General features: G+C 68.5%; 12 protein-coding genes. 5 read left to right on the plus strand and 7 right to left on the minus strand.

What is annotated here, in order from left to right:
* Positions 1 to 306: 306 nt before the first annotated feature.
* A complete protein-coding gene (locus tag BFN33_RS49810) occupies positions 307 to 552 on the plus strand; it encodes a DUF2630 family protein (protein WP_079140855.1) in 246 nt (81 codons plus the stop codon).
* A 314-nt stretch (positions 553 to 866) separates the two neighbouring features.
* Here BFN33_RS49810 and BFN33_RS17110 read toward each other — a convergent pair whose 3' ends face one another.
* Positions 867 to 1,691: an alpha/beta fold hydrolase gene (locus BFN33_RS17110; RefSeq protein WP_069760922.1), complete on the minus strand. Its 825-nt coding sequence runs from the start codon at positions 1,689 to 1,691 to the stop codon at positions 867 to 869.
* A 255-nt stretch (positions 1,692 to 1,946) separates the two neighbouring features.
* On the opposite strand from BFN33_RS17110, the gene BFN33_RS17115 reads away from it, so the two are divergent.
* From BFN33_RS17115 to BFN33_RS17130, 4 genes are all read left to right on the plus strand, one after another.
* Complete coding sequence (locus tag BFN33_RS17115) at positions 1,947 to 2,288, plus strand: hypothetical protein (protein ID WP_370743294.1); 342 nt, start codon at positions 1,947 to 1,949, stop codon at positions 2,286 to 2,288.
* Between the two features lie 521 nt (positions 2,289 to 2,809).
* Entirely contained in the window at positions 2,810 to 3,112 is a 303-nt protein-coding gene (locus tag BFN33_RS53170) for a hypothetical protein (protein ID WP_176742404.1), read from the plus strand.
* Positions 3,113 to 3,149: 37 nt separating this feature from the next.
* Positions 3,150 to 3,965, plus strand: coding sequence for an oxidoreductase (locus BFN33_RS17125; RefSeq protein WP_069761133.1), 816 nt, complete (start codon positions 3,150 to 3,152; stop codon positions 3,963 to 3,965).
* A gap of 159 nt (positions 3,966 to 4,124) precedes the next feature.
* Positions 4,125 to 5,657 carry an MFS transporter gene (locus BFN33_RS17130; RefSeq protein ID WP_069760925.1) on the plus strand — a complete coding sequence of 511 codons (1,533 nt, stop codon included), beginning with the start codon at positions 4,125 to 4,127 and terminating at the stop codon, positions 5,655 to 5,657.
* Between the two features lie 578 nt (positions 5,658 to 6,235).
* Here the strand turns inward: BFN33_RS17130 and BFN33_RS17135 are convergent.
* The 6 genes from BFN33_RS17135 to BFN33_RS17160 all read right to left on the minus strand — a co-directional run bounded on the left by BFN33_RS17135 (position 6,236) and on the right by BFN33_RS17160 (position 12,986).
* Positions 6,236 to 6,790, minus strand: a complete 555-nt coding sequence (locus tag BFN33_RS17135) for a cupin-like domain-containing protein (RefSeq protein ID WP_176742405.1) — start codon at positions 6,788 to 6,790, stop codon at positions 6,236 to 6,238.
* 20 nt (positions 6,791 to 6,810) lie between these two features.
* The gene (locus BFN33_RS17140) at positions 6,811 to 7,464 is read right to left on the minus strand and encodes a beta-ketoacyl synthase N-terminal-like domain-containing protein (RefSeq protein ID WP_069760927.1); all 654 of its coding nucleotides are present in this window, start codon (positions 7,462 to 7,464) and stop codon (positions 6,811 to 6,813) included.
* Positions 7,461 to 8,858: an NAD(P)/FAD-dependent oxidoreductase gene (locus BFN33_RS17145; RefSeq protein WP_069760928.1), complete on the minus strand. Its 1,398-nt coding sequence runs from the start codon at positions 8,856 to 8,858 to the stop codon at positions 7,461 to 7,463. Before BFN33_RS17145 ends, BFN33_RS17140 begins: the two co-directional genes overlap by 4 nt.
* A 49-nt stretch (positions 8,859 to 8,907) precedes the next feature.
* The gene (locus BFN33_RS17150; protein ID WP_079140857.1) at positions 8,908 to 9,609 is read right to left on the minus strand and encodes a hypothetical protein; all 702 of its coding nucleotides are present in this window, start codon (positions 9,607 to 9,609) and stop codon (positions 8,908 to 8,910) included.
* A 280-nt stretch (positions 9,610 to 9,889) separates the two neighbouring features.
* Positions 9,890 to 11,920 carry a WD40 repeat domain-containing protein gene (locus tag BFN33_RS17155; protein ID WP_256122775.1) on the minus strand — a complete coding sequence of 677 codons (2,031 nt, stop codon included), beginning with the start codon at positions 11,918 to 11,920 and terminating at the stop codon, positions 9,890 to 9,892.
* A gap of 196 nt (positions 11,921 to 12,116) precedes the next feature.
* Entirely contained in the window at positions 12,117 to 12,986 is an 870-nt protein-coding gene (locus BFN33_RS17160) for a DUF3592 domain-containing protein (protein ID WP_079140858.1), read from the minus strand.
* Positions 12,987 to 13,244: the final 258 nt, after the last annotated feature.

The raw sequence follows: 13,244 nt of genomic DNA on the forward strand, positions 1-13,244 counted from the left end.
GTCGGACCACTACAGCGAGCCGCTTCGGCCGACCGGGCTTCTTCACAGTCCGCAATCCGAAACTGGCCGGGTAAGTTTCGCAGCCTGGAACGACCTTCCAAATGTTACCGACAGTTGTAGTTGGGCGTGAGTAGGTGTCGGTCACACCCGGCGCTACGGAGGGGAGTTGAGACGACAAGGCGTGCACTTGACGTCCCTTGCGCCCTCAAGTAACGCGTCTTAGAGTTCGGTAAAACTGACAGGTGATCGCCAGATCACGTGACGCCGTGTCAGGTCATGGTGCAGCTGGGACCCCTTGGAGGAACAATGGATCAGGGAGAAATTCTCGGCAGGATAGCGGCGATGGTGGAACAGGAACGGAAACTGCGGGATTCCGCCCAAGAGGGCCAAATCGATACGCAGGAAGAAAAGCAGCGTCTCGGCGAACTGGAGCGTGAACTCGACCAGTGCTGGGATTTGTTGCGCCAGCGACGCGCAAAGGCAGAATTCGGCGAGGACCCGGATGAGGCCCATGTGCGTCCGGCCTCACAGGTCGAGAACTACCTGAGCTGAGTGCGTCAGGGGACTTTTAAGTCAGCCGAAAAGCCCACCTACAACTTCACGCGTACGGTCCAACCCACCGGGCGGATGATGCTTGTCGTGATCGCCTGCACCTTGACGGTCTTTCAGAAGGCCTCCCGCGGTCCGTCGGCACTCCTTCTGGCAGCGGATCGACTCGAGCTGACTCGCAGCTGGGTGGACAACCTGTTGGCGGCCGGCGACCACTTACTGAAGCTGGGCGTCACACCGTCCGGCCCGGGAACCCCTGACGTACAGCGGGCACCCGGGCTCAGTCATCTCCCTTGATCTCTTGATCCCTTGAGGCGTCAAGAACGGAAGAACTCCAGCAGGTCAGCGTTGACGGTGTCCGCGTGGGTGGTCGGCATGCCATGAGGGAATCCGGCGTACGTCTTGAGCTCGCCGTTCCGAAGCAGCTTCGCCGACAACGGGCCGGAGTTCTCGTACGGCACGATCTGGTCGTCGTCGCCGTGCATGACCAGAACCGGAACCGAGATCTTCTTGAGGTCCTCGGTGAAGTCGGTCTGCGAGAACGCCACGACGCCGTCGTAGTGCGCCTTCGCGCCACCCATCATGCCCTGCCGCCACCAGTTCTGGATGTTGGCCTCGGACGGCTCGACACCCGGGCGGTTGTAGCCGTAGAACGGGCCGGACGGCAGCGCCCGGTAGAACTCCGAGCGGTTCGCGGCCAGTTGCGCCTGAATGTCGTCGAACACGCTCTTGGGCACACCGTTCGGGTTGGCCTCGGTCTGCACCATGAGAGGCGGGACCGCGGCGATGAGCGCCGCTTTGGCCACGCGCTCCTCGCCGTGGCGGGCGAGGTAACGCACGACCTCACCGCCGCCCGTCGAGTGGCCGACGTGGATGGCGTTGCGCAGGTCGAGGTGAGCGGTTACCGCAGCCAGGTCGTCGGCGTAGTGGTCCAGGTCGTGCCCCTCGTCGACCTGCGCCGATCGGCCGTGACCTCGGCGGTCGTGAGCGACGACCCGGTAGCCGTTCCGAAGAAAGAACAGCATCTGGTTGTCCCAGTCGTCCGCCGACAGCGGCCAGCCGTGGCTGAACACCACCGGCTGACCCGAACCCCAGTCCTTGTAGAAAATCTCCGTACCGTCGTTCGTGGTGATGAAAGGCATTCCGATCTCCGTTCTCGGTCCACGCGCGGTTGTTCGGGACAAGCCGGAAATTTCTTCCCTATTGCTCGACCCTACTGAATCCAATACTGAACAGCCTCCCGTCATCCTGCGACCGTCGGATGACTGGGCTGATGACGGTCGACGTCGGACGCCTGGTCGGGAGGCAGGGGTGAGGCGTCCCAGTCATCCGACGGTCGCTGTCCGAGGGGCGCTTCGCCGAACGTCGTCCTCGTCAGCGAGACGAGAAGAGCAGCCATGCCGGCAAAGCTTGCAGGGAAGACGCGGGCAGCCGGGATGGGCCGGTCCAAGGCGCGTTTCACCTACCACTCGGACACAAGAATGACGTTCGAGGTTGTCGATGGCGCCGGACTGGCCGCCGACGGTCACATCGAGACCGTCGACGTACAAATCGCCGAGATTCGTCCGGACGTGTTCCTCGCCAGTTGGCCGGAGGCCGACGGCAGCACTGTGGTCCACGTGGCGGACCTGTCCCGGCAGAGGGTGCATGCGACCATCGCGCCGGACGACCGGCTCTTCACGCCGGTCGGGACCTTCACGGCACCCCCCGAACAAGCACAGTCCGAACCTTCCCAATAGCACGGACGGCCTGCGTGCGGCCGTTCCGGGGCTGGTGGGCTTCGAATGGAATCCGGAGCGGACCTTCCGGGACGGCGGTGGTTGCCGGAGGGCGACGCGGCCATCGTCGGCATCTTCCGGTTCGAGGAGGGACGCACAGCCGAGCACTGGGATGTCGTCCAGCCATATGTTCCGGCGGAGGACACGGTCAGCGGCAACCCCATGGTCTGGCTTCGAACGAAGACCGACCCTGTGCGGTGGCGAAGGCCTTCGAGACTTCGCCACCGCACTGCTCCAGTTGCGAGCACAGGGGTCCCGGCACCGGCGCTCACCCCATCGGTGAGCCGTCACCGGGATCGGGACACGGAGCAGGCCCCGACACCGTCATACGGGCCTTCTTCAGTCGTCCAGTCGGTTCACACCGACGCCCCCCACACCGAACCGTCGGCCTGCCGTCCAGCAGGGCGCCGGTCAGGCTCCGGCGCGCAGGATGACCTCTGCGACCTCGTCCGGTGGGAAGCGAACACCGCGTGGGAGATGGCGTGGCGGCCGCCGTCAATGGCCACGATCACCTCGGCCTTGGCTCGCTCGGCCATGAAGTGCTGGGCAGCGGCCGGGATGTTCTTGTCGGCCTCACCGAACACGAAGAAGCTCGGGTTCCTCTACGCGACGCCGAAAGTGGCTTCCGTCGTACCGACCGCGTGGAGGAAGCCATGGCCGTCACACACATCCCGTCCCGACCGTCGGCCCAGCCGGCCGATACGCCGATGCCGGCCCGGTCCCGAACCGCCGGACGCGACCACTTGCCATCGACCGGCGATCCCCGTATGGTCGTACGAACGTAAGACATACGACCGTACTTCAAAACTAAGGGAGCTCATGATGGCGACAACTCGACCGGTGGCACTCGTGACAGGTGCGTCCACCGGTATCGGAAAGGCGGCCGCCCTCGCGCTCGCCGAAGCGGGTTTCGAGACGGTGGGAACGAGCCGGAAGACGTCGGGAGCCGACCGTCGTGACGGCGTGACGTTCCTCGCCCTCGATGTGGGCAGCGATGATTCGGTCGCTGCCGCGGTCAAGCAGGTGATCGAGCGGTTCGGGCGGATCGACGTCCTGGTCAACAACGCGGGCATCGGCTCCTCGGGCGCGTGGGAGGAAAACTCTCTCGCGCAGGCCGAGCGCCTCTTCAACATCAACGTCTTCGGTGCGATGCGCATGACCAAGGCCGTTCTCCCGCACATGCGCGCCCAGGGAAGCGGGCGCGTCATCAACATCTCGTCCGTCCTCGGGTTCCTCCCCGCGCCCTACATGGCCAACTACTCGGCGTCCAAGCACGCGCTCGAGGGGTACACCGAGTCGCTGGACCACGAGATCCGCGCACAGGGGATCCGGGCCCTTATCGTCCAGCCGGGCGGTACCAAATCCTCGTTCGAGGCGAACACCGTCGAGCCCGACATGCCCATGGACATCTACGCGGAGCAGCGGCGCATCGCCGACAAGCTGGCGTTGGCGGTCAACGCGGACGGCGACGATCCCGCCATCGTCGCGAAGGCGATCGTCGCGGCCGCCACCGACTCCAAGCCCAAGGTGCGCTACAGCGCCGGCCGGAGCGCCCGGCTCCTCAGCGTGGCGCACCGCATCCTTCCCGCCGGGGTCTTCGACGGACAGGTCCGCAAGACCAACCAGCTGGCCGGCTGAGACCTGCAGACAGTGCAGCGCTCCCGGCGATCCGATCGTCGCCGGGAGCCGGCTCACCCAGCCACTGCCAGGTCATCTCCAGCTCTGTCTCTCTGAACTTCTCTCATCGTTCTTCGCCACGAAGTCCCGAAGTCCCGAAGTCCCGAAGTGGGTATCCCCATGTCCGAAACAGCTCAGGCCACCGCCAAGGCGGCAGCCGACTCCCATTCCAACCGCTGGAAAGCGCTCACCTTCATCACGCTCGCCCAGCTGATGGTCGTGCTGGACGCGACGATCGTGAACATCGCGTTGCCGTCCGCCCAGCAGGACCTGGGCATATCCGACGGCAACCGCCAGTGGGTCATCACGGCGTACGCCCTGGCCTTCGGTGGTCTGCTGCTCTTCGGCGGCCGTATCGCGGATCTCTGGGGTCGCAAGCGCACCTTCGTCGCCGGTCTGATCGGCTTCGCCGCCGCGTCCGCCCTCGGCGGCGCGGCCACGAACGAGGCGACGATGCTCGGCGCCCGTGCCCTGCAGGGTGCGTTCGGCGCGCTGCTCGCGCCCGCCGCGCTCTCCCTGCTCGCCGTGATGTTCACAGAGCCCAAGGAGCGCGCCAAGGCGTTCGGCATCTACGGCGCGATCGCCGGTGGCGGCGGCGCCGTGGGCTTCATCCTCGGCGGCGTCCTCACCGAGTACATGAACTGGCGCTGGACCTTCTTCGTGAACATCCCCTTCGCGGTCATCGCGGCCGCGGGCGCGTACTTCGTCATCCGTGAGCCGTCCGGCAGCCGCAACCGCTCGCCGCTCGACATCCCGGGCGTCGCCCTGTCCATCCTCGGTCTCGTCACGCTGGTCTACGCCTTCACCCGCGCCGAGTCCGACGGCTGGGGCGACTCCACGACGGTCGGCCTGTTCGTCGCCGCGGCGGTGCTGCTCGCCGCGTTCGTCTTCACCGAGTCCAAGGTCAGGGCCCCGCTGCTGCCCCTGCGCGTCATCACCGAGCGCAACCGCGGCGGTGTCTACCTCTCCCTCGGCCTCGCGATCATCGCGCTCTTCGGTCTGTTCCTCTTCCTGACCTACTACATGCAGCTCGTGAAGGGCTACTCCCCGGTCAAGACCGGCCTCGCCTTCCTGCCGTTGATCGGCGGCCTGATGGTCGGCTCCACCCAGATCGGCACCCGTCTGATAACCCGGATTCCCCCGCGCCTGCTGATGGCTCCGGGCTTCCTGCTCGCCGGGACCGGCATGTTCTTCCTCACCCGGCTGGAGATCAACACCTCGTACGCCGGTGTCATCCTGCCGGGGCTGGTGCTGCTCGGCCTCGGCATGGGTACGGCGTTCATGCCCGCCCTCTCCCTGTCCACGCACGGTGTCGAGCCGCGTGACTCCGGTGTCGCCTCCGCGATGGTCAACACCTCGCAGCAGGTGGGCGGCGCGATCGGTACGGCCCTGCTGAACACGATCGCCGCCTCGGCGACGACCGCGTACATCAAGGACCACATCGGCGGCGCCGGATCGAAGGCCCAGCAGCAGCTGGTCCAGCTGGAGGGCCAGGTGCACGGGTACACCAACGCGATCTGGTTCGCCGTCGGCATCCTCGTGCTCGCCGCCACGATCGCCGCGACCTTCGTCAACACCGGCAAGCCGGAAGTCGGTCCGGCCTCCGGCGAGGGCGCCGAGGACGAGATGAGGATCCCGGTGATCGCCCACTGACGGCCCGTACACCGGGGACGCCAGGTACTTCGGGTACTGCGATCACTCGCTTCGGGTACTTCCCGTACTTCGTGTACGGCGCGGGTGGGTACGCCTCGCCGTACACGATGCAGGGTCAGCCTCGGCTCCGAGTCGGAACGGAGCCGGGGCTGACCCGCGTTCGGGGCCCAGGGCTCGCCATCACAGGCCCTGGATGCAGATGACCTGCCCGGAGCCGACGGCAGCTCGAGCGGCGGGCACCGGCCCCCTCTCCGCGCACACGAACCGCTCCAGGATTCGGCGAACCTACCTCCCGGCCGGGAAATCCGCGGCACCGCTGACCTCGGCCCACTTCGTCGTCGCTCCACAACATGCTCGGCCTGGGTTCCAAGGTCGCCTACGAGCGGCGGAATTGGGTCTGGAAGCCGAATGAGTGAGGCCGTCGACGTGAGCACGGGGAGCTCATACCTTCAGGCATCACAGGCGTAGGGACAGGTCTTGGACCACGCACCTGGGTGGCGGTGATGCATGGCGTAAGTGTCGGCGGCGAGGACACGCTCCAGGTAGGAACCGGACCCCTCTCCGCCGGCCCTGGGGAGTTACAGCACGGCCTCGGGGTGACAGGTGCAGCCCCGGCGGCCGACGACACCCAGACGATGTGCGGCGTGGCGGGCGGACTCCCTCATCCACAGCAGGCCGACCGCGGGCTGGAAACCGTGGAAGCCACTCAGCAGCACCCCCGGACTGAGGTTCACCACCTCGTGCCACCACCCCGCCGGCACATGCAGCACATCGCCCGGGTCGAGATCGACCGTGAGTACGTCCGGCCCGCCCGCGGCCCGATGTGCGGCTTGTTCCGTCACCTCGTCGGCGGTCAGCCGGGACAGCCGGGCCCACTTGTCGTAACGCGGTGACCGGCCGCCGACACGCTGGACGCTTCCCGGCGGCAGCAGCCGGAACCGTTTGCGTCCCACCAACTGCACAGCGACGTTGTCCAGCAGGTCGTGGTGCAGGCCGGTGCGCGCGCCGGTCGGCCCGATCCAGGCGCTCTCCGCGAGTACGTCGAAACGCCAGATCCGGATCGCCGGCCAGTGCCCCGCGGCCCCACGGTCCACCCACGGCACCGGGCGACCCGCCTTCTGCGCCCCCGACACGGAGGGAGTGGGTGATGACATCATCGCTGCCCCCCAACGGCGCCGGCCAGGAAGGCGTGGCAGGCGTTGTGACCTTCGAAGCCGAAGGAGTCGGCGGGTGCCCGGCGGCTGGCGCGGACTTGGCCATCGGTGTGTCCGGGTGTCAGGTGGCGCGCGTCGGAGGTGACGCCCTCGTCGGCCGGGACGGCACACGGCGCGGTGGCGTGGGCGGGAGCGAAGTCGACGTGCTCCAGCACGACAACGGCAGCGTCCCTGGTGGCGTCGAACGGCCGGGAGGCCACTGAGAGATCGTCGTTGCGGGTGGAGTGCGCGGCGGCTTGAGTGATGCCGGTGAGGACGGCGCCCAGGGCCAGGGCGATGGCCTCCGCGCCGGGGGCGCAGTCGCTGACGGGTGTGTGGGCGGCGCCTCGGGCACCGAGTTCCAGGCTGAGCATGGCTGCCGGCCCGCTCGCCATCGGCAGCGTCACTGCACGCGGGGACACTTGGCGGGCGCCGGAGCGTTCCAGGATGTCGTCCTGGCCGAGCAGTGCGAGTACGCCGCCGGTGCCGGTACCGATCCCCACCTGCTCACAGCGGTCCAGTCGGCGGGCCTCTGCGCGGTCCTCTGTGAGGGTGCTCGGCACGTCCCCGCCCAGGGGTGTGGTGGCGCCGAGTCCGGTCACGGCGACGTTCATCCGGTCTTCTCCTGAAGAGACCCTGCTCTGCCGAGCGAGGAGTTGAGGGGTGGACGCGGCGAGGGGGCAGGCAGGCCCATGAGGCGCGCTTTGACAGCGGAGACGATCAGTGCGGGGTCGAACAACCGGGCCGGTGAGCCGACGAGATGGTAGATGCTGTCGAGGGTGCGCTGGGCCCTGACGTTCCCGTGCGCGGCGAGCCGGTCGACCTCGCCCGACCAGCGGCCGAACAGCGCGTCCACTCCCGAGCGGCGTCCACCGCCGGTGTGGCGCAGGTCCTCGCCTGTCGCGATGGCCCAGGGGAGGTCGGCGGCGCGGGCGAGTCGCCGCACGAGCCGGTGCTCCCAGCCCGGCCTGGTGGTGGCCAACGCCCGTCGCAGGAGCAGCGCCTGGGTCGCCGCCACGGTGATGCCCTGCCCGTACACCGGGTTGAAGGCGCAGAGGCTGTCGCCCGTGACCAGGAGGCCGTCGGGCCACGATGCCATGCGGTCGTAGTGCCGGCGCAGGTTGCCGGTGCGGCGGTGTACGGCGATGTCGCCCAGTGGGCGGGCGCTTGCCGTGAAGTCGGCGAGGGCCGGGTCCCGGAGACGGGCCAGGAAGGCGTCGAAGCCTTCGGGATCCCGTGGCGGGCGGTGTTCCGCGGCGCCCACGGCGGCGACCAACCAGCGTCCGCCCTCCACGGGAAGGGCCACGCCCCCGGCCGGGCAGCCCGCCGTGGGCAGCAGGACGACACCCGCGACACGGCCGAGATGGCCGGGTGGTGCGGCGTAGGCGCGTCCCGCGTAGCCGAATCCGGCGTCGACCGAGGTGGCGGGCACCTCACCGAGCCCTTGTTGTGCCAGCCACTGGGGCATTCGGGAGCCACGTCCGGACGCGTCCACGACGAGGTCCGTCCTGACGGCCGGGGCACCATGGCGCTCGACGAGCCATCCGGTGCCGCTCGCGGGGCGGTTCAGGCCACGGACGCGGGCGCCGCCCAGCAGTACGACCCCGGGAAGTGCGGTCACCCTTTCCCGCACCAGGTGCTCGACCAGCGGGCGGGTGGCCGAGACCAGCTCGAAGGCAGAGGTGCCGAAGGGGGCCCATCCGCGTTCGCCGAGCCAGGCGAGGTTGCCCGTGTCCAGTGGCACCCCGCCCGCGGCGATCAACTGCTGACGCAGCCCCGGCAGCAGCTCCTCGATCTCGCACAGACCCCGGTGCAGGAGCACGTGCGGCTGGCGGCCCTGGGGAACACCGTCGCGCGGTGCGGGGACCGTGGTGGCGGTGTCACGTTCGAGGACGGTGACGGTACGACCCGATCCGCTCAGGACGGCCGCGGCCAGCAGTCCCGCCATGCCCGCCCCTATGACCACGGCGTCCGCGGTCGTCCCGGTAGGGCTGTCGGCCTCGTTCATGTTCACTTTTTCCTGTCTGCTCTTCCGACTGAACGGTTGTCCGAAGCCGCTAAACGAGCCGGAAGAGGGTCTTCCGCATCAACTGGAGCCAGGGCAGCGGCACGAGACGCCACAGCGGGGCGCCGGCGGCCAATGGGATACGCCCGCGGAGCAGCGCTCCGTGGTCGAGTGAGGCCGGATGGGGAAAATATCCGGGCTTGCATTCCAGGATTTCCTTGAAGCCTTTGTTGTAGTAGTAGCGCAGTTGCGGGTCGCGTGGCATCCCATGACGCTTCTCGCGCATATAAGAATCCGGCGACCCTTCCGGATTTGACGTCTTCCAGCCTCGAAGGCCCGACATGGGCGAGCCCAGATAGATGTCACGCCATCCGCCCTTCAGCGCGTAAGGCCAGAAGAACTCGAATATGGCCGTCACGGCGGTCGCGTCGATGCTGCTCAGGCTTATACCGAACAGTGACCGTGTACCTGCCCGGTCCGGGGTCCGCACCTCGGCACAGTCCGACCAGGTGGCTGACGCACGCAACTCCCCGATCGTGATCGGCTTCATGAAGAGCGAGGCCAGCGCCACACCGTCGGCGGCGAAGGCACCGACGCAGAGCTGCGGGTACGCCTGGATTCGGGCAGCTAGCTCCGCCGCGGAAGCGGCCTGATCCTCATCCCATTTGCCTTCTTCGAGCGTCACGAGGGATTCCACGTCTTCCGCGCAGAGAAATCGAACCTCGGCGCACTCCCTCAACACAGTCATGCTCATTACTCATTCTCCTCGGCACGGGACGGTGTCCGTGCCGAGAATTGCAGCCGACCGATCGTTCGGGAACACTACCCATAAGTAGTGTCGTCGAAGTTCACTTCACGTTCACCGTCGTCGTTGATTACGGGGAGGGCGGCCTGACTATGCAATGAAGCGCACCTCGGCGATGCGGATGCGACGCTCGTCCTCGACGGCCCCCAACCCCGGAGTAATCCGTGAAACCACGTAGTCCCGGTGCACGTACGCGACCAGGTCTCTGGCCCCGCGGCACGTAGACGGTTCACTGCCGTGTGAGCGGTAGTCGGAGGACTCCGTGGTCGTGTCCGACGATCAGGTCGGGGCCCGCGGTGGCCAGACAGGTGACCGCCACATCCACGGCGATGTGCCGCACCGTGCCGCTCTCCGGTTCCCATACCCGCAGGTTGCGCCCAAATCTGCTGCCGATGACCAGGACAGCGCGGCCGCCGTGCGGCATGGCGGCGGTCATCACCGGAAGCCCGGCGGTGCCTGTCGAGGCGGGGAGGCCGTCGCCGACGGGGGCACCCGTCGCGGGGTCCCACAGCATGACCGCGCCGCGGTCGTCCCCAGTGGCCAGCACGGTTCCGTCGTGAGTGGGCACGGCCGCCACGGTTGCCGCACGGTGATCGGCGTCGTGGAGCGCGCGTCCGCTCAACTGCACGGCCGCGCCCGGTTCCCAGGGGTCGTCGACGGCCGGGTCCCACACGTGTACGCGGCCCGCGGTGTCCGCGGCCGCGATCAGGGTGTGGTCGGCGGCGATCGGGACGGCTGCGATCGAACGGATCGGACTCCCATACGGGTTGAGGCGCCCGACGGCCTCACCGGTGTCCGGATGCCACAGCCGGACCGCGCCTCGGGGGGTGGCGGTGACGAGCAGGGTCTCGCCGTCGGGGACGGTCGCGGTACACATCCCGGTCACCCCGCCGGGCCAGTTGCCGGCCGGTTCGCGAACCGGACGCCCGGTGACGGGGTCCCACACGGCGATCGTCCCGGCGTCGCCCCCGCTTGCCAGGAGGATGCGGCCGTCGGAGAGGGGCAGGACCGTCATCGAGCGGATACGGTCGGGATGTCCCGCCAGGGGTCCATGGACGAGTCGGCCGTCGGCCGCATCCCACAGATACAACATGCCCCTGTCGCCGGCGCCGGCCACGAGCGTCGGCTGACCGGGGCGGGACACCACCGCCAGTGAGTCGACACCCCCGATGGAACCGGGCGCGGAATCGGGGAAGTCCGATATACGACCCCAGCGGGTGCCGTCGGCCGCAAGCAGCGCGTTCCCCTCCCGCCGGAACCGGGTCGCCGTCTCACCTGTTCCGCCCGCCGCCGGCTCTCCCGTGACAGCCGACCAGCCGGAGTCCGTCCACGCCTCCGTCGGATGGCTCCGGGGGTGCGCACCATCGGGATTCTCCGCCAGACCGTCGGCGATCGTCCATGTCCGCTCACAGTCCCAGCAGCGGAAGTACCCGGTGAGCGACATCAGTTGGCGGGCCCGCTCCCTCCCGTCCCGTTGCGGGGCGCCCTTGGCCGCGACCAGGACGGCGACCAGGCACAGGACGGCTTGCCCCGGTGTCTCGGGTGGCAGGCCCACCGCCGCGACTTCGCGTGCCACCCGCAGGAAGGGCTCCCATCCCTCCCCCGGCGTCTCCTGCTCCAAGACCGCGGCGACCTCGCCCCACGGATGCTCTCCTTGGCGGACCGGGACGGGATCAGGCAGCTCCGGAGACTCGACGGGCGGACGCACCGGGTTCACGAAGAACTCGGGGATCTCGGTATCGCTTCCGCACCCGGGGCACACCAGCAGGAGCTCACTCTCCTGGCTGTCGGGGATCCGCTGCAGCGCTGAGGCGATGTGGTGACCGGTGAAGGCCACACAGGACAGCGCCAGGTGGGGGTATGTCTGCGCGGGTGTGCCGGTGGCCAGGAGGCTTCGGGTGGCCGCCCGCTCGGCTACACGCAGCGCGGCGCTGAACCCGGCCCCGAGGTCGGCCGGGACGGGTGGCCTGTGATCCGCGGTCATGAGGAAGCCCAGGTCCACCCAGAAATCCACGGTCTGTTCCGGAGGGAGGGCCGCTGCCGCCTCGACGAGATGCGGCAGGGCCGCATAGGCCCCGTCGGAGACGACTCCGTCGTCCATCAGGCCGCCGGTCAGGTGCGTCCAGGTCCGCCGCCATTCATCGCCGGTCCCGGTGGCAGCCGTGGACGCCATCTGCTCCAGAAGTGCCCTCACCTCGTCGGCTGTCACACCCTCGAGGTCACGCCAACGGGGGTCGTGCAGGGGCAGCTTCGGAATCATGGAGTGTGTCTCGCAATCGTCGGGGTCCGTGAGGAGTGCCTGCGGCCGGCGCTCACGTGGGGATGCCGTGGCCCGGCACACGAGGTGCCGTGCGGCTCGGCAGGGTGTCGTACGTCGCCGCGGATCGGCTCGTCGTCCGACCGGCGACGGTTGCTGCACAGTGTCACGGCGTGCCGCCCGACCCGTCGTCGAGGGGTCAGAGCAGAGCGTGCAAGCCGGCCGACGTGACGATCGTGCCCCAGGCGATCGTCCCGACGATCCACGCGGTCAACGTGCCGTAAGGATCGGAATCACAGGGTGGGCCGAAGTCGAAGGCCGCGGGGTTCTCGGGGCTGTAGCGGACCGACAGCCGGGTGCCGAGGGGGAGATCGTCGTGATGGGTCAGGCCGCCGGGGCCGATGCCCATGACCGTCAGCCCCTCCTCCGTGGTGAAGGTGACGACGGCGGTGTAGGTGTATGTGGTGATCTCCTCGTTGAGATGGGCCTCGCGCATGAGGCAGACGACCTCGGCCGGAACGGTCGGTGCACCGTCGAGCAGAGCCCGCCGGCGGCCTCGCCACGGGATGGCGCTGACGCAGGCGCACGCGACGAGGACGGTCAGGCCATCGCCGAACCCGAGCAGGGCCCAGCCGTAACTGTGGTGCTGGACGGTCGTGAAACGCACGAGCAGCACGGCCGCGCAGAGCACCGCGCCCCACCACGCACCGGCCAGCTCCTGTCCCCGGCTGAACGGCGAGCCCTGCACACGGAAATGGGAGGGTTCTCCCGACGGGAAACGCACCCAGACCGGCCGGCCCTCCCAGGCGGCGTACAGCGCGCCGTTCTTCCCGTCGGCCGTTCGCAGTGTCAGCTCCTGTCCGGTCGACGGGTCCTGGAAGACCACGGTCACCGGCAGGCCGTGCGTTTGATCCGTCTCGGGCGGCGGTAGGTCGACCCGCACGATCCGGGAGTCGACGTAGTGCGCAACCGGATCCGAGGTGAACCGTGTCGCGTACCAGACCGACTCCACCACGGCCCACGCTCCGAAGGCGGCGGCCAACAGCAGCAACCACGCGTTTCCTGACACCCGTCGATCCCCCGCCTCGCCACTCGTGACGTCGAGCTCCGTCCACCAAGGCGAAAGCCTTCCAGTTGCTTGGGCAGGAAGTCATCAGTGGAATTACGCAACCGCCGCCCCTCCGGCGACTCCTGCGGAGCGGTGCCACCCGGACACCGCCGATCCGGGCGGTCGCTTCGCGGGCCGGTTCCGCGGACAAGGCTGCGCTGTGCCGGTCGGGGCGGATGCCAGGCCCATCTGAAGGGCGGCACGACCGTGACTCCCGCG

Source organism: Streptomyces sp. LUP47B (genome assembly GCF_001746295.1).
In the GTDB taxonomy this organism is placed as follows: domain Bacteria; phylum Actinomycetota; class Actinomycetes; order Streptomycetales; family Streptomycetaceae; genus Streptomyces.